23 protein-coding genes are annotated in these 23,299 nt (G+C 63.0%); 6 read left to right on the top strand and 17 right to left on the bottom strand.

Going from position 1 to position 23,299, the window contains the following annotated elements:
* Window positions 1-43: 43 nt before the first annotated feature.
* The 7 genes from H8S62_RS14035 to H8S62_RS14005 form a co-directional block, all read right to left on the bottom strand.
* Window positions 44-1,474 (bottom strand): PTS galactitol transporter subunit IIC, encoded by a 1,431-nt coding sequence (locus tag H8S62_RS14035; RefSeq protein WP_256285006.1) that lies wholly within the window; start codon window positions 1,472-1,474, stop codon window positions 44-46.
* 56 nt (window positions 1,475-1,530) lie between these two features.
* On the bottom strand, window positions 1,531-1,830 hold the full coding sequence (locus H8S62_RS14030) for a PTS sugar transporter subunit IIB (RefSeq protein WP_155148355.1): 300 nt from the start codon (window positions 1,828-1,830) through the stop codon (window positions 1,531-1,533).
* Window positions 1,831-1,857: 27 nt separating this feature from the next.
* Window positions 1,858-2,310, bottom strand: a complete 453-nt coding sequence (locus H8S62_RS14025; protein ID WP_243141814.1) for a PTS sugar transporter subunit IIA — start codon at window positions 2,308-2,310, stop codon at window positions 1,858-1,860.
* Window positions 2,311-2,508: 198 nt separating this feature from the next.
* A complete protein-coding gene (locus H8S62_RS14020) occupies window positions 2,509-2,943 on the bottom strand; it encodes a hypothetical protein (RefSeq protein WP_186919905.1) in 435 nt (144 codons plus the stop codon).
* 22 nt (window positions 2,944-2,965) lie between these two features.
* Window positions 2,966-4,672 carry a phosphoenolpyruvate--protein phosphotransferase gene (ptsP, locus tag H8S62_RS14015; RefSeq protein WP_186919903.1) on the bottom strand — a complete coding sequence of 569 codons (1,707 nt, stop codon included), beginning with the start codon at window positions 4,670-4,672 and terminating at the stop codon, window positions 2,966-2,968.
* A 19-nt stretch (window positions 4,673-4,691) separates the two neighbouring features.
* The gene (locus H8S62_RS14010) at window positions 4,692-6,740 is read right to left on the bottom strand and encodes a BglG family transcription antiterminator (protein WP_155148363.1); all 2,049 of its coding nucleotides are present in this window, start codon (window positions 6,738-6,740) and stop codon (window positions 4,692-4,694) included.
* 42 nt (window positions 6,741-6,782) lie between these two features.
* Window positions 6,783-7,043, bottom strand: a complete 261-nt coding sequence (locus H8S62_RS14005) for an HPr family phosphocarrier protein (RefSeq protein WP_186919901.1) — start codon at window positions 7,041-7,043, stop codon at window positions 6,783-6,785.
* Between the two features lie 526 nt (window positions 7,044-7,569).
* Here H8S62_RS14005 and H8S62_RS14000 point away from each other — a divergent pair.
* Together H8S62_RS14000 and H8S62_RS13995 are read left to right on the top strand one after the other, a co-directional pair.
* Complete coding sequence (locus tag H8S62_RS14000; RefSeq protein ID WP_155148367.1) at window positions 7,570-8,208, top strand: HAD family hydrolase; 639 nt, start codon at window positions 7,570-7,572, stop codon at window positions 8,206-8,208.
* A 210-nt stretch (window positions 8,209-8,418) separates the two neighbouring features.
* Window positions 8,419-10,026: a peptide chain release factor 3 gene (locus tag H8S62_RS13995; RefSeq protein WP_155148369.1), complete on the top strand. Its 1,608-nt coding sequence runs from the start codon at window positions 8,419-8,421 to the stop codon at window positions 10,024-10,026.
* Between the two features lie 232 nt (window positions 10,027-10,258).
* Here H8S62_RS13995 and H8S62_RS13990 read toward each other — a convergent pair whose 3' ends face one another.
* The gene (locus H8S62_RS13990; protein ID WP_243141815.1) at window positions 10,259-10,840 is read right to left on the bottom strand and encodes an ECF transporter S component; all 582 of its coding nucleotides are present in this window, start codon (window positions 10,838-10,840) and stop codon (window positions 10,259-10,261) included.
* 116 nt (window positions 10,841-10,956) lie between these two features.
* Between H8S62_RS13990 and pdxR the strand changes: the two genes are divergently transcribed.
* The 4 genes from pdxR (at window position 10,957) to H8S62_RS13970 (ending at window position 13,926) form a co-directional block, all read left to right on the top strand.
* Entirely contained in the window at window positions 10,957-12,348 is a 1,392-nt protein-coding gene (gene pdxR, locus H8S62_RS13985) for a MocR-like pyridoxine biosynthesis transcription factor PdxR (RefSeq protein WP_186919900.1), read from the top strand.
* A gap of 142 nt (window positions 12,349-12,490) precedes the next feature.
* Window positions 12,491-12,973: a hypothetical protein gene (locus tag H8S62_RS13980; RefSeq protein ID WP_186919898.1), complete on the top strand. Its 483-nt coding sequence runs from the start codon at window positions 12,491-12,493 to the stop codon at window positions 12,971-12,973.
* A gap of 30 nt (window positions 12,974-13,003) precedes the next feature.
* Complete coding sequence (locus tag H8S62_RS13975) at window positions 13,004-13,438, top strand: cell wall hydrolase (RefSeq protein WP_173023847.1); 435 nt, start codon at window positions 13,004-13,006, stop codon at window positions 13,436-13,438.
* A 17-nt stretch (window positions 13,439-13,455) separates the two neighbouring features.
* Window positions 13,456-13,926, top strand: coding sequence for a hypothetical protein (locus tag H8S62_RS13970; protein ID WP_186919896.1), 471 nt, complete (start codon window positions 13,456-13,458; stop codon window positions 13,924-13,926).
* Between the two features lie 242 nt (window positions 13,927-14,168).
* Here the strand turns inward: H8S62_RS13970 and H8S62_RS13965 are convergent, their stop codons facing one another.
* From H8S62_RS13965 to H8S62_RS13925, 9 genes are all read right to left on the bottom strand, one after another.
* Window positions 14,169-14,882: a V-type ATP synthase subunit D gene (locus H8S62_RS13965; RefSeq protein WP_186919894.1), complete on the bottom strand. Its 714-nt coding sequence runs from the start codon at window positions 14,880-14,882 to the stop codon at window positions 14,169-14,171.
* Window positions 14,883-14,965: 83 nt separating this feature from the next.
* Complete coding sequence (locus H8S62_RS13960; RefSeq protein ID WP_155148405.1) at window positions 14,966-16,342, bottom strand: V-type ATP synthase subunit B; 1,377 nt, start codon at window positions 16,340-16,342, stop codon at window positions 14,966-14,968.
* Window positions 16,339-18,114 carry a V-type ATP synthase subunit A gene (locus H8S62_RS13955; RefSeq protein ID WP_155148407.1) on the bottom strand — a complete coding sequence of 592 codons (1,776 nt, stop codon included), beginning with the start codon at window positions 18,112-18,114 and terminating at the stop codon, window positions 16,339-16,341. The genes H8S62_RS13960 and H8S62_RS13955 overlap by 4 nt, the downstream gene beginning before the upstream one ends.
* Window positions 18,115-18,324: 210 nt before the next feature.
* The gene (locus H8S62_RS13950) at window positions 18,325-18,639 is read right to left on the bottom strand and encodes a V-type ATP synthase subunit F (protein ID WP_155148409.1); all 315 of its coding nucleotides are present in this window, start codon (window positions 18,637-18,639) and stop codon (window positions 18,325-18,327) included.
* Window positions 18,632-19,630: a V-type ATPase subunit gene (locus H8S62_RS13945; RefSeq protein WP_155148411.1), complete on the bottom strand. Its 999-nt coding sequence runs from the start codon at window positions 19,628-19,630 to the stop codon at window positions 18,632-18,634. The genes H8S62_RS13950 and H8S62_RS13945 overlap by 8 nt, the downstream gene beginning before the upstream one ends.
* 166 nt (window positions 19,631-19,796) lie before the next feature.
* Window positions 19,797-20,483, bottom strand: a complete 687-nt coding sequence (locus H8S62_RS13940) for a V-type ATP synthase subunit E (RefSeq protein WP_186919893.1) — start codon at window positions 20,481-20,483, stop codon at window positions 19,797-19,799.
* Window positions 20,484-20,493: 10 nt separating this feature from the next.
* Window positions 20,494-20,976: a V-type ATP synthase subunit K gene (locus tag H8S62_RS13935; protein ID WP_155148415.1), complete on the bottom strand. Its 483-nt coding sequence runs from the start codon at window positions 20,974-20,976 to the stop codon at window positions 20,494-20,496.
* Between the two features lies 1 nt (window position 20,977).
* Window positions 20,978-22,966, bottom strand: a complete 1,989-nt coding sequence (locus H8S62_RS13930; RefSeq protein ID WP_186919891.1) for a V-type ATP synthase subunit I — start codon at window positions 22,964-22,966, stop codon at window positions 20,978-20,980.
* Window positions 22,966-23,280 (bottom strand): hypothetical protein, encoded by a 315-nt coding sequence (locus H8S62_RS13925; RefSeq protein ID WP_186919890.1) that lies wholly within the window; start codon window positions 23,278-23,280, stop codon window positions 22,966-22,968. The genes H8S62_RS13930 and H8S62_RS13925 overlap by 1 nt, the downstream gene beginning before the upstream one ends.
* Between the last annotated feature and the right edge of the window lie 19 nt (window positions 23,281-23,299).

Below are 23,299 nucleotides of genomic sequence, written 5' to 3'. Positions count from 1 at the left end.
CCTCTCGGCGGCGGAACGGATACCCCTTGGCGTTCTATGCGGTTTATGCGGTCGCGGCGGGGGTATCGGCCTTGGCGCCCAGGGCGCAGCGCTCCAGGTAGTCCTGGAAGCGGACCTTGTTCTTCTTGAACAGGACGAAGAGGACCACGTACACGGCGACCACCGCGGCGATGACAATGGGGTTCATGGTCAGGAATGCCATGGTGATGAGACCGGCGGTGCAGTTGGACATGATGAAGCCGATGATCAGGGTGCCGCCCGCCAGCGCGGTGATGGCGGCGTCGAACCCGGCGTTGGCGGCGACCTGGGTGAAGGTGGCCGCCCAGTAGGACGCCATCATAATCTTGGCGCAGAAGACGATGCAGGCCATGATCCAGCTCTTGAGGATATTGCCGTTGGAGAGGGCCACGGGCACCTCAACCATGTAGGGCAGGGAGGGCAGCACCATCAGGGGGATAACAACGTTGCCGGGCAGGATGAAGGCGAAGAGAACGGCGAAGGGGATGACCAGCAGGCCGGTGGTCAGGGTAGCGGCCTCGCCGTAACCCAGGGCGTCGTTGACGGCAATAATAAACTCGCGGTTCTGGCCGTACTTGCTCTTCTTCAGCTTTTTGCGGGAGTAGTCGGTGAGGGCGGTGAAGCCGGAGGCGAAGAGGCCGGCGACCTTGGGGAAGATGGCCATGACGGCGGAGCAGGTGATGGCCACGTTGGCCACCTGGCCCCAGGCGGCCATGGTGCCGAGCTGGGCGATATTGCCCACCACGCCCAGAAGGATGCCGACGATGAGGCCGATGTACATGGGCTCGCCCAGGAAGCCGATCTTCTTCTTGATGGTCTCGGGGTCGATACGGACCTTATCCAGGCCGATTTTGCCCAGGAGGATATTCAGCACCAGGTACATGGGCACATCGCCCATGTGGTGGGGCGCGGTCATGGCGCAGTTGGGGTAGCCGTAGTAGATGGACCAGCGCTTCTGAACCGTCTCCGCCAGGAGGAGGGTCACCAGGTTCACGAAGAGCATCAGCACGAAGGCCATGACCAGATTGTTCATCAGCTGGTAGAACAGGGAGCCCCAGACAATGATGGAGTAGTTGTTCCACAGGTCGGACGGCATGAAGATATCAGTGACCTTCACCAGCCAGAGGACAATTTGGAAAATCAGGCCCACGCCGATAAACATCATGCCGATGTTGGTGGAGTATGCCACGCCGGCGACGGCCTGCCAGCCGATGTCCAGGGCGGGGAGGTTCAGGCCGGTGGTGTCGACGATCTGCTGCACCAGCGGCGATAGGATGCCGCCGAAGGCGCTGGTGATGAATGCCATGCCCTTCAGGCCGACGCCCACCAGGACGGCGGAGGAAAAGGACTTCTTTACGGGCGTACCGAAGATCAGGCAGATGACGAAGATGATAACGGGCATGAAGAGTTCTTTTCCGAAGGTATCAAAAAATACTTTTAGCCAGTCAAAAAACACAATTCCCGCTCCCTTTCTTTACTCTCAATCTCTCTTGTCGGCTTACATGGGTTTTATCACAGGGCCAGCTTGCCCACCACGTCCAGGAGCTCCTCCACGAACTCCTCCTCGTTGATGCCCACCAGGAAGCCGGTGGCGTTGAGGACGGGGATGCCGTAGATATCCTCCACGGGGCTGGTATAGGCGATGAGGTCGTAGCCGCCGGACTGGACCGCCACGGCCACGCCGCCGGGCGCCACCTCAGTGGCCTCCAGGTCGTAGCCCTTCTCCTCCAGGACGTCGGCCAGCTTCGAGGAGAGCATGGCAGAGCTCACGGTCCCGGAGCCGCACACGGACAGGATTTTTACCGGTCTCATTTGACTCGCTCCTTTCAAAAAATGTATTTATGATTCCTCCAAAGACGACAGGCAGCCCAGAATCTCCGCCTTGTCCTTTGAATCCCTGAGCCTGCGCAGCAGTTCGCCGTCCTGAATGATTTTCATCATCTTCTTCAGCATGGCGAGCTGCCGCTTGGTGTCCTGGACCACCAGGGGGATGACTACCTCACAGGAGAGCTTCTTCTCCTTCATGCCCATCATGGCGAATTCCACGGGCCTTCTGGGGATAATCACGCCCACGGCAGGGGCGTTCACCAGCTGGTTGTTGGTGTGGGGAATGGCCAGGTTGATGCCCTTTCCGGGCAGGCCCGTGGGATACTCCTTCTCCCGGGCCGCCACGGCGTCGCCGTAGCCCGGCTGCACATAGCCGTATTGTTCAAACAGGCCGGCCATGAGCCGGATGCAATCCTCCGCCGAACTCACGTCGGCGTCCAGCACGACCAGCCGTTCGTCAAGCAAGGTTCCTATTGTCTCCATCTCCTTATTCGTCTCTTTTCCTAAACAGTTGCGGCGGCGCCGCTCCGCCGCGGGGTGCGTCTCGTTTTATGGTGCTAGGATATCACAGGGTCCTGCGCAAAAACAGGCCAAGTTCTTTCACAAAATGCACACCTGATTTTGCAAAAACATAAACCGTTTTGTGCTAATTGTACGACAACATCAGTAGGTGATGATGAGCGCGGCGGCAAAGGCCGCGAAGGCGGCCGCCACGACGCGGATGATGACAGTGGTCTTTTTCAGGCCCAGGGCCTGGTAGCGGTCATACCGCGCGAAGACATAGGGGAACACCGCCGCCATCGCGCCGATGCCCAGCATGGGCACGTATTTCCAGCGGGTATCCGGCGTCAGGCCAAAGAGGAACAGGTTCGCCACCACCAGAACGGTGAGAATCAGGTAGAATGGCATACGAAACTTCTTATCCCGGGCCACGAATGCCTGGGCGTACTCATAGCACGCAGCGCCGCAGCAGGGCAGCTCGTGGCCGGCCCCTGGGTTGAGGATATAGTCCCGGCTGGCCGTCATCTTCCCGCAGCAGACGCACTTCTCCGGCTCAACCGGCTTGGCCTTGGTCTTCCCTTTCTCGCTCGTCTTCATAGACTCCCTCCGCTCTTTTCTGTCAATACCGCTCCAGCAGGGCCTTGGCCCCTGCGATTTCCCGCTGGGACAGCAGCTCTTCCACCAGGGGGGCCAGGGCTGCGAAATCCGCACTGCGGACCATGTGCTTAACCTTGCCTACCTGGGCGGGCACCACGGAAAACTCGTCCAGCCCCATGGCCAGGAGCAGGGGAACCAGGCGGTCGTCGGAGGCAGCCTCACCGCACATTCCAACCGGGATGCCAGCCGCGTGCCCGTTTTGAATCACCATATGGATGGACCGCAGCACCGACAGGTTGCAGGGGTCGTAGAGATACTGCACCCGCTCGTTCTGCCGGTCGGTGGCGGTGGTGTACTGGATGAGATCGTTGGTGCCGATGGAGAAAAAGTCCGCCTCCCGGGCCAGCACGTCGGAGAGGAGCACGGCGGCGGGGGTCTCCACCATGATGCCCATGGGCACCCTTTCCGCGTGGGGCAGGCCCTCCGCGTCCAGCTCCGCCAGGGCCTGGGCCGCCAGGGCTTTCGCCTCCCGCAGCTCCTCCAGCGTGACGATCATGGGGAACATGATTTTCAGATTCCCGTGGGCCGACGCCCGGAGGATGGCCCGCAGCTGGGTCCGGAAAACCTCCTTGCGATCCAGACACAGGCGGATGGCCCGGTAGCCCAGGAAGGGGTTGTTCTCCTGGGGCAGATCCATGTACCCCAGCTGCTTGTCCCCGCCGATGTCCAGGGTGCGGATGATAACCTCCTTCCCCCGGGCCGCCTCGGCGGCAAAGCGGTAGGCGGCGTACTGCAGCTCCTCGTCCGGGTAGTCCTTCTGATCCATGAAGAGAAACTCCGTGCGGAAGAGGCCGATACCGTCGCAGATCCGGCTGTCATATGCCTTGAGGCTCTCCGTGTCCCCGGAGTTGACGCACACCGCCACGGCGTGACCGTCACGGGTGATCGCCCGCTCACGGGCCGCTGCGGCCCATAGCGCCCTCTGCGTCTCCTCCCGCTCCTTCGCGGTTAAAAATGCCTCGCGGGTGGCCGCGTCCGGGTCCGCCACGGCCCGGCCCGCGCCGCCGTCCAGGTAGAGCTCGCACCCGGAGCCCACCGCCTCCAGGATGCCGGCCGCACCCACCACGGCCGGGATGCCCAGGGTCTTGGCCAGAATGACCGCGTGGGAGGTGACGCCCCCCCGCTCGGTGACAAAGCCGCCCAGGCGGCGCTTGTCGATGCGGATGGTGTCCTCGGGCATCAGGTCCTCGGCCACCAGGATCACCGGTGCGTCCCCGCTCAGGCGGATGTCCGGGGAGACGCCGTTCATCCGCCGGATGAGCTCGCCGCAGACGTTGCGGATATCGTCGGCCCGGGCCTTCATATAGGGGTCCTCCATGGCGGCAAATTTCTCGCACACCTTGTCCCGCTCCAACGCCAGGGCGTAGTCGGCGTTGATACCCCCGGTGCGGACCTGCCTGATGGTTTTTTTGAAAAAGAAATCGTCCCGGGCGATGACGGCGTAGGCCTTGATGATGTCGGCGGCCTCGGCCCCGGTCTCAGCCAGGGTCTTCTCATAGAGGGCGTCCAGCTCCTCGGCATAGCCGCGCCGGACGGTCTGGAAGCGTTCCACCTCGGCCTCCGGGTCGTCCACCTCCCTGCGCCGGGGGGCCACGTCCCGCCTGCTCAGGACCGCGGCGGGCAGGAGGGCCTGTCCCCTGGCCCCGGAGAGTCCCTGAATCTCTGTCATGGCGTTTCAGTCCTTTCCATCAATTGAGCGCATAAAACTGCTTCACCCCGTCCACGTGGCCGGGGGTGCTGAAGTACTGGTAGACCTCCTGCAGGGTGTTCCAGTGGGTGTAGCGGTCGGCGGTGGCGAGGCAGAGGATGACGCTGGCGCGCCGCCCGTCCCGGCAGAGGACCCCCTCCCGGGACACCAGGATGCGCACGTCCACCTTGGCCCCCACCTCCCCCTGCATGGGACAGTGGACCAGCACCACCTCGTCCCGGAAGCGGTACATCTGTACCCGGCGGCTGTGGAGCAGGTTGCCCATCTTGTCGGCCAGCCGCTCCCCCTGGAGGCTCTGAGCCCCCCGGAGCACCGCCTGGGCCCAATCGGTCCCGGCGGGGAGAGAGACCACGTTCTCCCGCCGGAGCTTCTCGGCAAAGGTCTCGGTGGTCTGTGGGAGTCCGCCGCCCCCGTCCCGGCGGTCGAAGTAGCGGAAGAGGTCGAAATAGAGCCGCTCGGCCTGAACCTGGCCCGTGGTGTTCTTCTCCACCAGGCACAGAATGTCCTGGATGAGCTTGTTGTGACGGGCCACAGTGCGGTTCTCCTTCAGTACCTCCATAATCTTGCGCTGGTTGCCCTCGGTGATGATGGGTCCGGTCTCCACTAGACGCCTGCAGCTGAGCTGGCGGCTCAGGGGCACCAGGGAGACCACCAGGGCATAGTCGTCCAGCTCCCATTTGCGCACCCGGTCCACGGTGATGACGCTGTACCGGAAGGAGAGGCCGAACAGGTCCTGGAGCTGTTCCTTCACCAGGGTGGAGGTGGCCATATTCCCCGCCCCGATGATGAGGACCTCCTCAGTGGCTGCGGCGTCCCCCTGGGAGACAAACTTCTCGTTGAGGTTGCTGGCAAAATAGATACACAGGTATGCCAGCTCGTCCTCAGAGATCTCCGAGAGCACCTTGGTGTCGATCTCCTTGATGGCCCTGCGGGTAAAGTCGTACACCGCCGGATACATCCGTTGGATGTCCCGGGTCAGGGGGTTCTTGTCCATAATGCCGTATTTCAGCCGGTAGTACATGGGGCGGATGTGGTGGCTGAGCTGGCCGTGGAGCCGCTCCCGGTTGGGGAAGGTAATGCAGGCGATCCGTTCAAAATTGTAAATCAGCTGCTCCGCCAGGCCCAGAATGTAGCTGTTCTCCTCCTCCTGGGTTGCGAAGTCGGTGGTCTGAATTCCCAGGAAGAGGGAGGTGATGTAGTAGGTCTCCTTGGGGGAGATGCCCATGCCCAGCAGACCCAGCTTCTGTGCGGAGAACTCCACCGACCGGTAGGACAGGGTCTTCATCAGGGCGAACTGCTCCTCGCTGTCCATATTGATCTCATGGCCCTTCCGGCTGCGTATCCAGGAAGCCTGGATCATCATGCTCTCAAAGCCGTTCTCGTCCAGAAAGCAGTCCCCCTGGATGTCCGACTCGTACTGCTTGATGAGGCAGCGGCACAGCTCCAGGAAGTCGATGTCGTTCCCGGTGATGGCCACCATGCTCTGCTGGAGGAAGGACTTCACCGCCGCGGTGCCCTCGGGGTTGTTGAGCTTGCGGAATTGGGCCCAGAGAAGCTTGCGGATGGTGGCCTCCTCCCCCTCGATCTGGTAGCCCACCTTGATGGCGCTGCGCAGAGAGAGGCTCCAGGCCTCCAGCTCCTCCCGGATCATCTTGATGTCCGCCAGGGCGGTGTTCTTGCTCACCTCAAAGGAGTCCATCAGGCGGCCGATGGTGACGGTTTCGCTGTTGAGAGAGATGTAGAGAATCTCCATGGCCCGCCGCTCGGTGACGGAAAAGAAATAGCTGCTGTTGCGCCTGAGCTGGCGGTCCAGGGCAGCCTGGTCGGAGATCTCCGCCCGGACCCGGGCGCCGCTGATGGCCAGCCGCCCCATCCCATGCTGGGCCAGATAATCGTTGATCTTCTCCACGTCGTAATAGAAGGTCCGCTTGGCGATCCCCAGCTTCTCCAAAAGCTCCGCGGAGGTCACCTCACGGTCCGCGTCCAGCAGACTGCGCAGGATATAGGTCTGTCGGCTTTTCAGTTCCATTGATTCCTCCGTTTCTGTTGGGGCGGAGGCGGGCGCTCCGCGTTAATCCGGCAGGTTGTGCAGGAACCGGGACAGGGCCGCCCCCGCCTCCGCCTCGTCGACGCCCTCCACCTGGAGGGTGATCTCCGTCCCGGGGAGCACGCCCCCCGCCAGCACGCTGATGATGCTCTTTGCGTTGATCTCGTCCTCCTCGGTGAGGATGGTCACGTCGCTACGGTACTGCTGGCTCAGCTCCACCAGCTGGGAGGCGGGCCGGGCGTGGAGCCCGGACTTGTTCTGGACCACAATCTTCTCTTCATACATGGCGATGTTCTCCCTTCTGACACTCGTGCGGTTCTTCCGCGTATTTTGTGGGTTTAGTTCAGTGTCATCATGGTAACACGGGCATCCCCTGTTGAACATTACCAAATGAATGCATTAAAAACACGCGCCGCTGTGCAAAAAAAGGGCCCGACGGCAAAGGCGGTCCAATTTTTTCACGCTCCGCTCTGCCCTGCCCGTGCAAATTCTGTACACCGGCCCACCCTTTTGCCCGGTAAACCAGTCCACTGCCGGGCGTTCCCGCTTGCAGCCACAAAGCCGCATAAAAACGGTGGTTTCGACTGATTAAATGAAATTCTGACATTGCAGCAATACGTTCTATTATAGTGCCCGCCGCACGATACCAAAAGAGAAATTTCTCCGTTACGCCGCAGCAGTCTTTCCCAGCGTGCCGATGGGCCGGATTTCAGGCAGGATATCTCCCGCTTTTCGTTGACAGCAGGCCGGAAATAGGATAAAGTAATGGGTGCTTTTGTGGGTATTTTCTTCCTTTGCGGAGGTTATTCTAATGTTTGACGGAATTCTGTTCGACCTGGACGGCACGCTCTGGGACGCCACCCCCGCCATCCGGGACGCCTGGAACCAGGCCATGGCGGACTGCGGCGGTCCCCAGCGCCCGCCCGTGACGCTGGAGGAGGTCCGCGCCTGTATGGGCCTGCTGCGCAGGGATATCTGTGCCCGGCTCTTCCCCGGGGCGTCCGAAGCCGTTTGGGACGCCCTCTCCTCCCGCCAGATCCTCCACCTTACGCAGGCGCTGGCGGCGGGCGGCAGCATTCTCTACCCACAGGTGGAGGAGACCCTCGCCGCCCTCTCCCGGAACGCCAGGCTCTTTCTGGTGAGCAACTGCGGCGACCGGTATCTCAACGCGTTTTACGACGGCCACGGCCTGAAAAAATACTTCTTTGCCGACCTCTGCGCCGGGCGCACCCGCCGTCCCAAAGCCGACAATATCGCCCAGGTGGTCCGCGAGTACGGCCTCAAGGCCCCGGTCTACGTGGGGGACACACAACTGGACTGCGACTCCGCCCATGCGGCGGGCATTCCCTTCCTCCACGCGGCCTACGGCTTCGGCGCCGTGGAGGGCGAGCGCGCCGCAGACAGCTTTGCCGGTCTTCCCGCCGCGCTGGCGGCCATGTGTCCGCCCTGACGCTGCCCGCGGCGGCTTTACGGAGGGCCCTTTTGATGTACGTCCCCGGGCAGGTTCAATCGCCCAGCGGCAAGAGTTTGGTCCGGCCGGCCGCCATCTCGTGCAGGCATGCGCCGGCACGGCAATCGGTTTCTCGGCCCAAACCCTTGGACGCGCCTAAAGGCGCGGGGTTCAGCGACGGCCCCGGCCTGTTTCTTGGAGGTTAGCTTTATGTCTCAATACGAATCTGAAATATCCCGGCGCAGAACATTCGCAATTATCAGCCATCCCGACGCCGGTAAGACTACCCTGACGGAAAAATTTCTGCTCTACGGCGGGGCCATCGCCCAGGCCGGCGTGGTCAAGGGCAAGAAGAACACCCGCGCCGCCACCTCCGACTGGATGGAGATCGAAAAGCAGCGCGGCATCTCGGTTACGTCCTCGGTCATGCAGTTCCAGTACGAGGGCTTCTGTATCAACATTCTGGACACCCCGGGCCATCAGGACTTCTCAGAGGATACCTACCGCACCCTGATGGCGGCGGACAGCGCCGTCATGGTCATTGACGCGGCCAAGGGCGTTGAGGCCCAGACCCGTAAGCTCTTCAAGGTCTGCGTCATGCGGGATATCCCCATCTTTACCTTCATCAACAAGATGGACCGCGAGGCCCGCGACCCCTTCGAGCTGTGCGAGGAGATTGAGCACGAGCTCGGCATCGACACCTATGCCGTGAACTGGCCCATCGGCTGCGGCAAGGACTTCAAGGGCGTGTATGACCGCGCGAAGAAGGAGATTATCCATTTCACCAGCAACGGCGGCTCCAAGGCGGCCACCGCCACCCAGGTGGCCCTGGGAGATCCCAACCTGGACGCTCTCATCGGCAAGGTGCTCCACAGCCAGCTCACCGACGACGTGGAGCTGCTGGACGGCGCGTCCTGCGACTTTGATATGGATCGGGTGCGCCACGGGAAGCTATCCCCCGTGTTCTTCGGCAGCGCCCTCACCAATTTCGGCGTGGAACCCTTTCTGGAGAGCTTTCTCCGCATGACCACGCCCCCCCTGCCCCGCACGGCCGGCGGGCAGGTGATCGACTCCATGGACGATGATTTCTCCGCCTTCGTCTTTAAAATTCAGGCGAATATGAACAAGGCCCACCGGGACCGGATCGCCTTTATGCGGGTGGTATCCGGCCGCTTCGACGCAGACAGGGAGGTCTACCACGTCCAGGGCGGCAAGAAGCTGCGCCTCTCCCGGCCCCAGCAGCTCATGGCCGCTGAGCGGGAGATCATTGAGGAGGCCTTCGCCGGGGATATCATGGGCGTGTTCGACCCCGGCATTTTCTCTATCGGCGACACCCTCTGCGCCCCGGGCAAGAAATTTCAATTCGACCCCATCCCCACCTTCGCCCCCGAGCACTTTCAGCGGGTGCGCAGCCGGGACACTATGAAGCGCAAGCAGTTTCTCAAGGGTATGGAGCAGATCGCCCAGGAGGGCGCTATTCAGATCTTCAAGACCCCTTACTCCGGCATGGAGGAGGTCATTGTGGGCGTGGTGGGCACCCTCCAGTTCGACGTGCTGGAGTACCGGATGCGCAGTGAGTACAATGTGGAGCTCTACGTGGAGGGCCTGCCGTACGAGTACCTCCGCTGGATCAGGACCGAGGACGGAGAGAGCGTGCGGGAAGACGACCTCATCCTGGGCACCGACGTAAAGCTGGTGGAGGACTACAAGGGCAACCAGCTTCTCCTCTTCGCCTCCCAGTGGTCCATCAACTGGACGGCGGAGCGGAATAAAAACCTGACCCTGTTCGAATTTGGCGGAGGCGCACAGGCCGATTGACCCGGCTGCCTTTCCGCTCCGCCGTCCAGACCGCCGCCAGTGCGGCGGAGCCCGCCGAGATTGACTCGCGGCGGGTGATAAATCAAAACCAAAAGGATAGCCGCGCCAGTATACTGGCGCGGCTATCCTTTTGCTCGGTTGACAGACGGGTATCCGGCAGCTCCGGGGCGGAGCCTGCCATCGCCGCCGGTTCAGCGGCCTTGCTGTGCGCAGGGGCATTCCCCCATTCCCTCTACGCCAGGCTGCGGCCAGCGGCGTGGCGGGCTTTCTGAATGGCTGCGGCCAGCAGGGGCGCGCAGACAATTGCGACGACCGCGTTGAACGTGGTGGCCGGGAGCTTGGTGACCAGGGCCGCGGCGGCCGGGCCGCTCTGGAGGCCGCCCAGCAGAAGGCCGTCCCAGGCAAAGCCCTTGAAGAGGTAGAGGGCGGCATAGGTCACCGCGCCCGCCACGGTGGCGGCCAGGTTGAAGGGGTAGCGCTTCCCCTCCCTGTGCCCGGACCAGGCGATGAGCCCCGCCACAAGGCCGTAGGCCCCCTTGGTCAGAAAGGTGATCCAGGCCTCGGAGATATAGAGCGGATTGGTCATATCATAAATGGCCGAGCCCAGACCCGAGGCCAGCCCGCCGCCCACCGGCCCCAGCAGGATGCCGGACAGGGCGCACATAATGTTGCCCAGGTGGAACGAGGTGGTGCCCACGTTCACAGGCAGGGTAATCCGCAGGGCGGAGCCCACGCACACCAGGGCCGCCATCAGGCCGGTCATCACAACCATCATCAGCTTTTTATTCCTGCTGCTTCCATTGTCGAGAACCATATTGCATTCCTCCCACAGTTGACGTTTTCCTGTTCTTCCTGTATTATAGTCCAAACTGACCCGATTAAAAGATTCAGTTTTTAAGTTTTTTGTGGGTCCAGATTGGAGGCTGCGGCATGAAGGAATTTGCATTTACCCCCGAGTGGGACGGCAGGACGCCCCTCTACGAGCAGCTCTACCGCTACGTGATTGACGAGATCCGGCTGGGCCGGCTGCGGGAGGAGGACAAGCTGCCCTCCAAGCGGGCTCTGGCCGCCCATCTCGGGGTGAGCCTGTCCACGGTGGAGGGGGCCTACGGCCTTCTCACCGCCGAGGGATATCTCCGCTCGGTCCCCCGGAGCGGCTACCGGGTCTGTCCCGTCCTCCCTCTGGGGGAGCTTCCCGCACCGCCCCCCGCGCCGCAGGAGGTGCCAGAGCCCGCCGCCCCTGTGCTGGACAACTGCTTTTCCACCGGCGCGGTGGACACCTCGGTCTTTCCCTATGCCTCCTGGGCGCGCCTGAACCGGGATGCCGTCCAGGAGCCTGAGCTCCTCCAGCGGGGGCATCCGCAGGGAGATCTGCCCCTGCGGGAGGCCCTGTGTGCTTTCCTGCACCAATACCGGGGTGTCTCATGCCGCCCGGACCAGGTGGTGGTGGGCGCGGGCATGGAGTACCTGCTGGACCTGCTGCTCCAGCTCCTGGACCCCGCACAAATCCTGGGTCTGGAGGACCCGGGCTACCACTCCCTCTACCGCTCAATGGAGAATTTCCGCCGCCCCTTCGTCCCCATTCCTGTGAACGGCGAGGGGCTGGACCCCCACGCCCTGGCCGCCTCCGGCGCGGAGCTGGTCTACGTCACGCCGTCCCACCAATTCCCTCTGGGCGTCACCATGCCGGCGGGCCGCCGGACCGAGCTGCTCCGCTGGGCCTACGAGCGGCCGGGACGGTATATCATCGAGGACGACTACGACAGCGAATTTCGCTACGCCTCCCGGCCCATACCCGCCATGCAGGGACTGGACGGCGGCAACCGGGTCATCTACATCGGCACCTTCAGCCGCAGCATCGCCCCCTCCATCCGCGTGGCCTACCTGATCCTGCCCGATGAGCTGCTCGCCGACTACCGCGCCCGTTTCGCACACGGGGCTTCCACCGTCTCCCGGTATGAGCAGCGGGTGCTGGCCCGATTTCTCTCCTCCGGGCAGTACGCCCGCCACCTGCGCCGGGTGGGCAACCTCTACCGGGGGCGCTGCGCAGCCCTCACTTCCGCCCTGGAGTCGGCCTTTCCGGACGGCAAAATCTCCGGCAACGACGCGGGGCTGCACCTTCTCTTCACTCTCCCCGGCCGGGAGGACGGGGAAATGGTCCGCGCCGCCGGGGAGGCGGGCTACCGGGCCCATGGCCTGGGTGAGTATTGCCGCGGCACCTCCCCACGCCCCGGCACGCTGGTGCTGGGCTTTGCCGGTCTGGAGGCGGAGCGCGCGGCAGCGGCGGTAAGCGATCTGAAAATTGCGATTGACCGCAGTTGAACGCGGGGCGTTCGTTTACCATCCTCAGGCGAAGGCGCGTGACGCGCCTTCGCTTTTTTTCGGCCTCCGCCACTCGGCCACGCACCTTTTTTCCCGAAGAGCTATAGAATGAATCAGATTACCGGGAAACGGGGGCGGAGATATGGCGCAGGAGACAGGGCAATCCACCGGTGGGCCGGACCGGGAGCTCCTCTGCCGCCAGCTGGGCATCACCGACACCTCTCTGGGCTTTCTGCTCATCATCATCGCCGCCACCCTCTTGTCCTACTGGTCGGTGGTCATTCAGCGCAGAGGGCTCTGTCTCACCATCCAAGACGAGACGGAGGAGGCGGCGCGGCTGCCAAACGTCTATCCAATCAGACGCAAGGCCTCCGCCATGATCATCGGGGCGCTGGGGTTTTTCCTCTGCCTGGCGCTCAGCTCAGCCCGTGAGGCGGAGGCGGGGGACGACTGCGTGGCCAAGCGCTCGGCCCGGGTCAACGTGTGGGCCTCCCTCTTCGTGCTGGTGGCCGCCCTGCTGCGGCTGGACGATCTGGACTTTGTGGCGTGCTGCGGACAGACTGCGGTCCAGGAGAACAGCCTTGAGGACGAAGCGGTTCTGGAGGACAGCACACTGCCGGATTGACCGGTATTCCGGAAGACAGGAGGAACAAACGTGGCATATTCAGACCTGGAGCTTTTGGCCCGCATTGTCAAGTGCGAGGCAGGGGGCGAGGGGGAGAACGGGATGCAGGCGGTGGCCTCGGTGGTGATGAACCGGGTCAATATTACATACGGCGAGTACGGACGGCTCCATACCGTCCGTGAGGTGGTCTTTCAGCAGCGGCAATTCGTCTGCGCCATGGAGACCGTGGGCGGGCAGTACAACGCCCAGAACCTCTACAATATGTCTCTGGAGCAGATCCACTGGGACATCGCCGAGTGGGCCATAGCGGGCAACCGGCTGACCAATCTGGGCTTTGCCCTCTGGTTCTTCAACCCCTACAGCCTCAACTGCCGCCCCAATTTCCCCTCCCGGGTGGGAGAATTCGTCATCCGCATCGGCGACCACTGCTTCTATAACCCCACAGACGCCTACGCGGACACTTAGATTTGGAGGTTACCCCTATGGCACAATTTTTCCCCGACGCGGTACGGGACATCGCGCTCAACAGCGCCAATCAGAACGGCGGGCTCAACACCCCGCCTCCGCAGGACTTTGACACGCCCGCCATGCAGGGCTCGCTCCAGCAGGCGCTCAGCGAAAACCTGGGGCAGTTCGTGGTGGTGGAATTTCTCATCGGCACCCAGACGATGGAGCAGAAGTCCGGCATTCTCTACGCGGTCGGCAGCAGCGTCCTGACCCTCTTTGAAGAGGAGAGCCAGACCTTTGTCATCTGCGACATCTTCTCCGTCAAATTCGTCACCTTCTATCTGCCCGGCCAGCGGCCCCAGCGCTACTCCGGCGTTTACGGCGGCGTCTCCTACCCCGGCGGCACTGTCTATACCCCGGGCCCCGTCTCTCCCGGTCCCGGCGGCGGCGTAACCCTCTCCGGAATCCCGGGCATCAACGGCTATCCCGGTATGATGGGGAGATAAGAAAAGGCCCGGCCCTCCATGGAGGGCCGGGCCACAGGTTGTCGAAAAATCCGGCCGGATTTTTCGACAGAAGGCTGCATGACGGAAATTTATTTGATTCCATCGTCTGCGCGACGGCGGAACTATGCGAGGCTTGCTCTGCGGAGGATTTTTTATACAAGCTGAGGCGGTTTCCCATGGATTCCATGGGAAACCGCCTCTTTTATTCGTCTCAGAATAAACCCGTAATTACCCGTAAGCCGCTAAATGCTCTCCGGGTCCTCCAGGTGACCGCCGAAGGCCTCGACCGCTCTGGCGTCCGCGGCCCTCTGCTCCTCGATGGCCTGTTTCAGTAACATGTCCTTGACTTTCATCAGGCGGATGGTGGAGGCGCGCTCGTTCTCATCCAGCTTCATGGAGATATACTTGATGGACTCCTCCATCTGAGGAATTTTCACATATTCCAGGGCGTTGACACGGCGGCGGGTCTTCTCAATCTCCTCGGCCAGGAGCTGGGAGGTCTTCTCAATCTGGGCCAGGCGGAGCATATCCTGAAAGACCCCGGCCAGGGCGTCCACAGCGTCGTCCAGCTCGCCGGAGGTGGCGGCGAAGCCGTAGGGGTAGATCTCCCCGCCGTCGTCGCTCCTGGTCTTGAACCGGTACTCGGGCACGTTGACGGACATGATGTTCTTAAACGTCATATCCAGCTCCACCGACTGCTTGGGGTACAGGAGGGACTGCTCCAGCATCTCCGAGGACATCAGGGCGGATGCCACGGTGAAGGAGCCGTGGGCGCGCATGAGCCCCTCCTCCACCTTTTTCCGCAGGGCGCGGTTTTCCCGCACCACGTCCAGAAACTGCTTCATCAGCTCGTCCCGCTTATCCTTCAGCAGCTTGTGGCCGCGCTGGGCGGTTTTCAGCCTACCCTTGAGCCGGGTGAGCTCCATCCGTGTGGGGTTTACGTTGATTGCCGGCAAATACGACACCTCCTCTCAAAAAATCGTGGGGCCTTGCCGGCGGGGCGGGATCTTGCCCGCCCCCCACAGGCGCAGGTTTCTCACTATTTTTGGGGGAGATACTTTTCAATAAACTCCGGCTTGATACGCTTGAGCTCGGCGGTGGGCAGGATGCTCAGCAGCTCCCAGCCCAGATCCAACGTCTCGATGATGGAGCGGTTGTCGTCGTTGCCCTGGGACACATACCGCTTCTCGAACTCGTCGGCAAACTTGGCGTACAGCAGGTCGGTGGGGCTGAGGGCGCTCTCGCCCAAGATGGACATGAGCTCCTTCATCTCCTTACCGGTGGAGTACGCGGCAAAGAGCTGGTTCATGGTGCCCGCGTGATCCTCGCGGGTCTTGCCAACGCCGATGCCCTTATCCTTCAGCCGGCTCAGGGACGGCAGCACATCCACGGGAGGGATGACGCCCTTGCGGTAGAGCTCGCGGGAGAGGATGATCTGGCCCTCGGTGATATACCCGGTCAGGTCGGGGATGGGGTGGGTCTTGTCGTCTTCGGGCATGGTGAGGATGGGGATCATGGTGATGGAGCCGGGGCAGCCCAGACGGCGGCCGGCGCGCTCATACATGGTGGCCAGGTCCGTATAGAGGTAGCCGGGGTAGCCGCGGCGGCCAGGAACCTCTTTCTTGGCCGCGGAGACCTCGCGGAGGGCCTCGGCGTAGTTGGTAATATCGGTGAGGATGACGAGGACGTGCATCCCCTTCTCAAAGGCCAGGTACTCCGCGGCGGTGAGGGCCATACGGGGTGTGGCGATACGCTCGACGGCGGGGTCGTTGGCCAGGTTGGTGAAGAGAACGGTCCTGTCGATGGCGCCGGTACGGCGGAACTCCTGGATAAAGAAGTCCGACTCCTCAAAGGTAATGCCGATGGCGGCGAAAACCACGGCAAAGTTGGAGGCGTCGTCCCCCAGCACTTTGGCCTGACGGGCGATCTGGGCGGCCAGGGCCGCATGGGGCAGGCCGGAGCCGGAGAAGATGGGCAGCTTTTGTCCGCGGACCAGGGTGTTCAGCCCGTCGATGGTGGAGATACCCGTCTGGATAAACTCGTTGGGGTAGTCGCGGGCGGCGGGGTTCATGGCCAGGCCGTTGATGTCCCGGTGCTCCTCGGCCAGGATCTCCGGGCCGCCGTCGATGGGATGGCCCATGCCGTTGAAGACGCGCCCCAGCATGTCGCCAGAGACGGCCAGCTCCAGGGGGTGGCCCAGGAAGCGGATTTTGGAGTCCTTCAGGTTGATGCCGGCGGAGGCCTCGAAGAGCTGCACCACGGCGTTGTCGCCGTTGACCTCCAGCACCTTGCAGCGCCGGACGCTGCCGTCGGGCAGCTCGATTTCGCCCAGCTCGTCGTAGGTGACGCCGCTGACCTTCCGGACCATCATCAGGGGGCCGTTGACCTCCTGAATCGTCTTGTATTCACGGATCATGCGTCAGCCTCCCCTTTCTCGGCCAGAGTCTCGATCTCAGCCTCCATGCTCTTGGCGATGTCGGCGTAGACCTCCAGATACTCCTCGGCGCGGACGCTCTTGGCGCGGCCGATGCGCTCCCGGCTGGGAATCTCGAAGAGCTCCTGTACGCTGGCGCCCCGCTCGATGGCGGCGCGGCAGAGCTTGTCGTAGCTGAGAATGAGGTCCATCAGCTGGAGCTGTCGGTTATAGGAGGAGTAGCTGTCGATATCCACAAAGGCGTTCTGCTGGAGGAAGTCCTCGCGGATCATTTTGGCGGTCTCCAGGGTGAGCTGATCCGTGGGGCTGAGGGAGTCCTTGCCCACCAGCTGGACGATCTCGTTCAGGCTGGATTCCTCCTGTAGGATGCTCATGGCCTTGTCCCGGTCCACCAGGAAGCTCTTACCCAGGTTCTCGTCAAACCAGGGCTTGAGGGAGTCGAGATAGAGGGAGTAGGAGTTGAGCCAGTTGATGGCGGGGAAGTGGCGGCGGTAGGCCAGGGATGCGTCCAGCGCCCAGAAGACCTTGACAATGCGCATGGTGGCCTGGCTGACCGGCTCGGAGAGGTCGCCGCCCGGAGGGGAGACCGCCCCTACGGCGGTGAGGGAGCCCCGGCGGTCGCCGCCGGAGCAGAGGCACTCCACGCTGCCGGCCCGCTCGTAGAACTGGGCCAGACGGGAGGAGAGGTACGCGGGGTAGCCCTCCTCGCCGGGCATCTCCTCCAGACGGCCGGACATCTCACGCAGGGCCTCGGCCCAGCGGGAGGTGGAGTCGGCGATGACGGCCACATCGTAGCCCATGTCGCGGAAGTACTCGGCAATGGTGATGCCGGTGTAGATGGACGCCTCACGGGCGGCCACGGGCATGTCGGAGGTGTTGGCGATGAGGACGGTCCGCTTCATCAGGCTCTCGCCGGTGCGGGGGTCCTTCAGCTCGGGGAACTCCCGGAGCACGTCGGTCATCTCGTTGCCGCGCTCGCCGCAGCCGATGTAGACCACGATATCCACGTCCGACCACTTTGCGAGCTGGTGCTGGACCACCGTCTTGCCCGATCCGAAGGGGCCGGGAACGGCGGCGGTGCCGCCCTTGGCGATGGGGAACATGGTATCGATGACACGCTGGCCGGAGCAGAGGGGGGCCGTGGGGGGATACTTGTGCTTATAGGGCCGGCCTACACGGACGGGCCACTTCTGAGTCATGGTCAGCTCATGGCTGTCGCCGTTTCCGTCCTTCAGGACGGCCACGGTCTCCAGCACGTTGAAGCTGCCGGCCTCAATCTTTTCGATGGTGCCGCTCAGGCCCACGGGGACCATGATCTTGTGGAGCACCACGGGGGTCTCCTGGACGGTGCCGATCACGTCGCCGGTCTCCACCGTGTCCCCCGCCTTGACGGTGGGTACGAACTCCCACTTCTTCTCGTGGTTGAGGGCGGGGACCTGCATACCGCGCTGGATGGTGGCGCCGGCGATGCGCATGATCTCCTCCAGGGGGCGCTGAATTCCGTCGTAGATGTTCTCAATCAGGCCCGGCCCCAGCTCCACGGAGAGGGGGGAACCGGTGGTGGTCACCTCTGCGCCGGGCCCCAGGCCGGAGGTCTCCTCATAGACCTGGATGGACGCCGAGTCGCCGTTCATGGTTAGGATCTCGCCGATGAGCTTCTGCTCGCCCACGCGGACCACGTCGGCCATGTTGGCGTCGGCCAGGCCGGTGGCGACCACCAGCGGGCCGGAGACCTTTACGATCTTTCCGCTCAAAGTTTCAACCTTCTTTCAGGTAAATTCGCTCCATAAGCGTTCTTACCGCTTCAACCCCTTCGGAGTGCGGAGGGGGTTATCCGGGAGAACTGGTTCACCCGGAAGGCGCGGGCGCAATTCCCACATCCTGCGCAGAAAATGCCCGTGCCTTAAGGGGGCGTATCGGGCCCCAGGCCCGTTATTCACGGAGGATTTCATCCCCCATAATCGCTAGAGAATGTCCGCGCCCACGGCGCGTTCCACGGATTTGGTCACGTTCGCCATGCCGATGCCCAGGCTGCCCGCCTTGCCGGGGATAAGGATGACCGCGGGGGTCAGCTCGTCCTTATACCGGGCCACCTCGGCCTCCATCTGGGCGGCGTACTGCTCGGTGAGGTAGACCACGGCATAGTCCTCCTTGGCCAGGCGGTGCAGAACGGTCTTGGCCTCCTCCGCCGTCTCGGCGGGGAACACCGAGAGGCCCAGGGCCTTGAAGCCCAGGACGCTCTCCCGGTCGCCCAGGACCGCGATCTTCCAGTTAGACATATGATTCACGCAGCCTTTCCCGGATGGTGTCCGCGTCCAGACCGGCCAGCCGCCCGGAGATCAGCACCCGGACATTGGTCAGCTCGTTCTCCTTGGCGGCCAGATAGCCGATGAGGGGGGCCTCGCCGAAGGCCACATACTTGGCCCCTGCCAGATAGGTATTCACCGCGTCGTCGCAGAGCTTCTCAAACCGGGTGAGGGAGCCGCCCCGGGATGCGGCCGCACCGGCCTCCGCCGCCTCCTTCAGGGAGGAGGTGGAGAACATATCCTCCACCGATCCGCCGGAGGACACGGCGTTCATAATGCGGTTCACGTCCACATTGCCCCCGGCAAAGAGGACGCTCTTGAGGAAGTCGGCGCCTTTCCCCATGCGCAGGGTGCGCACCACGCTGCGCAGATTGGCGGCGTCGATGCTGGCGCGGACATAGCCCTCCAGGAATGCGCTGCCCGACTTGCGGGCCAGGTCCGCCATGTCGGCGAAGTAGGCCCGGTCCAGCACGAAGTCGGCCAGCTGCGGATCCCCTGTGGTACCCAGCACGTCCCGGGCCTCCAGTACGGCGCTCTGAAGGATGCCGGGCATCCCCCTCATATCGCTGGCGCGGACCTTCTCGCTCAGCTCGGCCACGCTGACCCTGCCCGCCTCCACCAGCAGGCGCTCCGGATCGGTCCCGGTGGCCTCGGCCTTGAGGAGGGTCTTGGCGTTGTGGTAGTCGTATTTAACCTTGAAGACGTCCAGGATGTTCTTGTCCGGCGCGGAGGAGGAGAGATCTGCGAAAACCCGCTCCCGCTCAACGGCCAGCGCTTCATCCAACTCGTCCAGACCCACGCGGGGCATCTCCGGCCAGCCGCACTCGGCGAGTACCTTCACCGCGTCCTCCACGGTGCGGGCCTCCAGCATCCGGTCCAGGCGGTCACGGGTCAGGAGGTTGCGCTCCATGGACTTGATGCGGGTGGACAGGAAGAGATATTGGGTATCATTTATTTGTGGCAAAACGGTTCCCCCTTTGAAAGGAGTGAAAAAGGAAAAGTGAAAAGTGAAAAAGCCAATTGGTCCCTGCCAAATACAGCTCTGCGCTGCCAGCAAACCATTCACCGGCACAAGCGGCTGCGGGTGTTCCCGCTTTCCGCCTCTTCATTTCTCATTTTTCACTTTTCATTTAGTCAAAAAGTGCCTTGGCGACCTCCCCGGACATGGCCTCCCGCTGGAGGCGGACCAAGGTCTCGAAGGTGCAGTTGACCTCCACGTCGCCATCGGAGAGGATGACGCCGCCCCTGATGGGCCGGGTCTCCTCGGCCAGCGTGAGCATCCCGGTGCCAGCCAGGATGGCGGAGGCGCCGGTGACCACTCTGTCCAGAATCGCGCCCGCCTTGGTGTCGGCCAGCTCATCGGGCAGCTTGGGGGCCACCTGCTTTGCCAGCATCTCGTTGGCCCTGGTCACCACGGCCTTGCCCACCCGGGAGCGGTCCTTCCGGGAGAAGATGACCTGCTCCTTGCCGGACTGGGCGGCCTTCACCGTCAGGGCGGCCAGCAGGTCGATATACTCCTCGTCGGGCAGGGTGCACAGCTTCTGCAGGGCCAGCTCAAAGGCCCGGTCCAGCATCTCCTGCTTGGCGGCGAGGGCCAGCTTGCGCGCCTCCAGCTGGGCGACGCTGCCCAGGCGCTCCACCCGCTCGGCGGCGGCCTTTTCGCCCCGGGCGACGAGATCCGCGCGCTCACGGCCGGCCTGGGCCTGGTAGCGCTGGGTGATGCCCTCCGCCTCGGCCCTGGCGGCGTTCAGGACGGCGTCAATCTCGCGCTGGGCGTCGCCCTCAATGCGCTCGGTAATTTTTTCGATTCCGTTCATATGTGTATCCTCAGGTCGCGGAGAAGAAGAAGATCATCAGGAAGGAGGCCAGCAGGCAGAGGATGGCGTAGAACTCGACCATCAGGGCCATCAGGATGCCCTTGGAGAACTCCTCGGGCCGCTTGGCCACGATGCCGATGCCGGCGGCGGCGCAGCGGCCCTGGGCGACGGCGGTCACGTAGCCGCCGATTGCCATGGGCAGGCACGCGCCGAACACGGCGATGCCGGAGCCGATGTCCAGGGTGGGAACGCCGTTTAAGAGACCCATGTTGAAGATGGCCCAGAACCAGATGACCAGGCCGTAGAGGCCCTGGGTGCCGGGGAGCAGCTGGAGAATCAGGGTCTTGGAGAATTTGCCGGGGTCCTCGGAGACCACGCCCGCGGCGGCCTCACCCGCGATGCCGACGCCCTTGCCGGACCCGGCACAGGCCATGCCGACCGCCAGGGTGGCGCCGATGAACGCGATACCGGTACCAATCAGATTTTCAAGCATTTCAATTTTCCTCCTCGATGATATCTACATATTTGGTCTTATAGGACAGAGGCTGGAACGGCGCGCCGCCCTCCTCGTAGAATTTGCCGAAGAACTCCAGGTAGTGCAGACGGGCCGCGTGGACGAAGGTGCCGATGACGTTGACGCCCACGTTAAACACATGCCCGATGATAAAGACCACGATGAACATGATGATGCCCATGACGGACAGTCCGCCCAGGGTGCCCAGGGTGTTCATGACGCTGGCGATGACCGAGGTTGCCAGCATCAGGGCCATGAGGCGCGAGTAGGACAGGATGTCGGAGAGCCAGCTCGTCACGTCGTAGAGGCTCGCCACGCCGCCCATGAGCTTCCCGAGGATGCCCCGCTTGGTGTGGCCCTGGGTGAGCACCAGGATGAGGCAGCCGATGAGGATGGTCCACCAGGGAAGCCCCGCCACCACCAGGCCGATGCTTGCGAAGAAGGCCCACCAGGGTACCACGTCCAGCAGCGCGTCCACGCTCGTTCCGTCCCGGAAGCCCATGTAGATATGGATGCACTGACCGAACAGCAAATGCACCACGCCGATGACGATGGCCAGAATCAGCGCGTTCATGGGCGAGTTAATGGGGTTGACGACGATGCCGTTGTTAAAGATCTGGAGCCAGCGGGGCAGCTCCGTGGGCGGGATGCCCAGCATCATCTCGGCAAACTTGGGAATTACGTCTCCGAAGAAGCCGCCTGTAAACACGCCGCAGATGGCGGTGGCGATACCCATGTACTGCCCCAGGCGGAACATATAGCCCATGGTGTACTTCGGATGGTACTTCCTGGTGATATAAAAGCACAGCGCCCAGATGATGATGCCGTAGGCCACGTCCGCAAACATAAAACCAAAGAAGAAGAGGAAGGTGAAGAAAATCAGCGGGTTGGGATCGATCCCCCGGTAGGCCGGCATGGAGTACATCTCGGTCACCATGTTGATGGGGTTCATCCAGTGGGGATTCTCCAGCAGGACCGGCGGCTCCTCCTCTTCCAGAGGCTCCGCAGTCTCCCAGGCACAGGCGTAGTTCATCATCTCCGCCTCAGCCTTGGGGAGGCCCGGCTCGGTGATCCACCCCTCCAGGAAGACGATAGTGCCGTTGGTGAGCAGCTTCTCCCGGGCGGCCTGCTTGGCCAGCTCCGCCACCAGCCGGTCGGCGCAGATCTGCAGATCCTGCCGAACGCCGCCCATGGCGGTAATTTCGGCGGCCACATGCTCCCGCTCCTTGGCGTTCTCGGCAAGCTCGGCGTCAATGCGGGTGATGTTCTCCGCGGCGGTGCCGCCGAACTCCTTAAAGCTCACCGTGGAGAAGGACCAGGGCTTCACCGTCTCGGCCACGGTCTCGGCCTCGTCCCGGTGGCAGACCAGAAGCAGATAGTGCAGCTCCTTGTCCACGCTGGCCTCGAAAAGCTCGGCGGAGGGCGCAGCCTGTAAAAGCGCCGCCCGGACCTCGGCGAGGTCCACCCCGGCGGGGCAGGTGTGGAAGGAGATCTGGGCGTGCTCGGTGGACTTGGTGTCCAGAGGCAGGTCCAGGGAGGCCCAGGGGACCAGAGCCGCGCGCTGGGCGGAGATGCGGTTGCCCTGGGTGTAAATCTGTGAGATGCGCTGGGTGCGCTGGTTGATTTCCGCCGCGCTGTTCAGGGCGGTCTCCAGTGCCTTGCCGTTGAGAAACTCGGACTCCTTGATGGCCTTGCGCGTGACGAAGAGCTTATCCAGCAGCTTCTTCTTCGTCTCCGGCGCGTATTTGCGCAGGGCCTCCAGGGCCGCGTTCACGGCGTTGGCGCTGGCCTTCACATCGCCCAGTGCGGAGGTATCCCGGTGGAGCAGGGCCATCCACTCGGGGTCGGAGAGGGCGCCCTCCGGCTCGGTCACCTCCACGCAGCCCACATGGAGCAGCCGCGCGAGCAGTTCGTCCCGCTCTTCCGCCAGGGCGATCACCCGCAGCCGCTTCATCTTGACGATGGCCATTAGATGTTCACAACCCTTCTGACGATAAGTGCCGCGGCCTCCTCCAGGCGCGCTTCCGCCGACCGGCGCAGTGCGTCGCAGGATGCTGCCGCCTGAGCCAGAACCGCTTCATTGTGCCCGGCAGCGCGCTGCTCGGCATCCTTCATAAAGCCCTTGACCAGCTCCTCGGCCTCGCGCCGGGCCGATTCCACCAGCTCACGGCCGGCCTTGTCCGCGTCCGTCACCAGCTTTTTCGCCGTTGCCGCAGCCTCCGCCTTGCGCGTCTGGGTGTCCTGCTCGGTCTCAGTCACTTTTTTGATCGCTTCGAGAGACATTTCTTCACCGCCTTCCGCA

Source organism: Lawsonibacter faecis (genome assembly GCF_014287675.1).
Classification (GTDB): Bacteria; Bacillota; Clostridia; order Oscillospirales; family Oscillospiraceae; genus Pseudoflavonifractor; species Pseudoflavonifractor faecis.
Note: the sequence above shows the minus strand (reverse complement) of the source record. Positions and strands in the feature narration are given on the sequence as shown.

Excerpts from the sequence above, each read along its gene's own strand:
- pdxR (WP_186919900.1), top strand. The coding sequence starts at position 10,957 with ATGAAGGAATTTGCATTTACCCCCGAGTGGGACGGCAGGACGCCCCTC.
- H8S62_RS13970 (WP_186919896.1), top strand. The coding sequence starts at position 13,456 with ATGGCACAATTTTTCCCCGACGCGGTACGGGACATCGCGCTCAACAGC.
- H8S62_RS14020 (WP_186919905.1), bottom strand. The coding sequence starts at position 2,943 with ATGAAGACGAGCGAGAAAGGGAAGACCAAGGCCAAGCCGGTTGAGCCG.
- H8S62_RS14005 (WP_186919901.1), bottom strand. The coding sequence starts at position 7,043 with ATGTATGAAGAGAAGATTGTGGTCCAGAACAAGTCCGGGCTCCACGCC.
- H8S62_RS13990 (WP_243141815.1), bottom strand. The coding sequence starts at position 10,840 with ATGGTTCTCGACAATGGAAGCAGCAGGAATAAAAAGCTGATGATGGTT.
- H8S62_RS13950 (WP_155148409.1), bottom strand. The coding sequence starts at position 18,639 with ATGTCTAACTGGAAGATCGCGGTCCTGGGCGACCGGGAGAGCGTCCTG.
- H8S62_RS13960 (WP_155148405.1), bottom strand. The coding sequence starts at position 16,342 with ATGATCCGTGAATACAAGACGATTCAGGAGGTCAACGGCCCCCTGATG.
- H8S62_RS13940 (WP_186919893.1), bottom strand. The coding sequence starts at position 20,483 with ATGAACGGAATCGAAAAAATTACCGAGCGCATTGAGGGCGACGCCCAG.
- H8S62_RS13930 (WP_186919891.1), bottom strand. The coding sequence starts at position 22,966 with ATGGCCATCGTCAAGATGAAGCGGCTGCGGGTGATCGCCCTGGCGGAA.
- H8S62_RS13980 (WP_186919898.1), top strand. The coding sequence starts at position 12,491 with ATGGCGCAGGAGACAGGGCAATCCACCGGTGGGCCGGACCGGGAGCTC.
- H8S62_RS13935 (WP_155148415.1), bottom strand. The coding sequence starts at position 20,976 with ATGCTTGAAAATCTGATTGGTACCGGTATCGCGTTCATCGGCGCCACC.
- H8S62_RS14010 (WP_155148363.1), bottom strand. The coding sequence starts at position 6,740 with ATGGAACTGAAAAGCCGACAGACCTATATCCTGCGCAGTCTGCTGGAC.
- H8S62_RS14000 (WP_155148367.1), top strand. The coding sequence starts at position 7,570 with ATGTTTGACGGAATTCTGTTCGACCTGGACGGCACGCTCTGGGACGCC.
- H8S62_RS14030 (WP_155148355.1), bottom strand. The coding sequence starts at position 1,830 with ATGAGACCGGTAAAAATCCTGTCCGTGTGCGGCTCCGGGACCGTGAGC.
- ptsP (WP_186919903.1), bottom strand. The coding sequence starts at position 4,672 with ATGACAGAGATTCAGGGACTCTCCGGGGCCAGGGGACAGGCCCTCCTG.
- H8S62_RS13925 (WP_186919890.1), bottom strand. The coding sequence starts at position 23,280 with ATGTCTCTCGAAGCGATCAAAAAAGTGACTGAGACCGAGCAGGACACC.
- H8S62_RS13995 (WP_155148369.1), top strand. The coding sequence starts at position 8,419 with ATGTCTCAATACGAATCTGAAATATCCCGGCGCAGAACATTCGCAATT.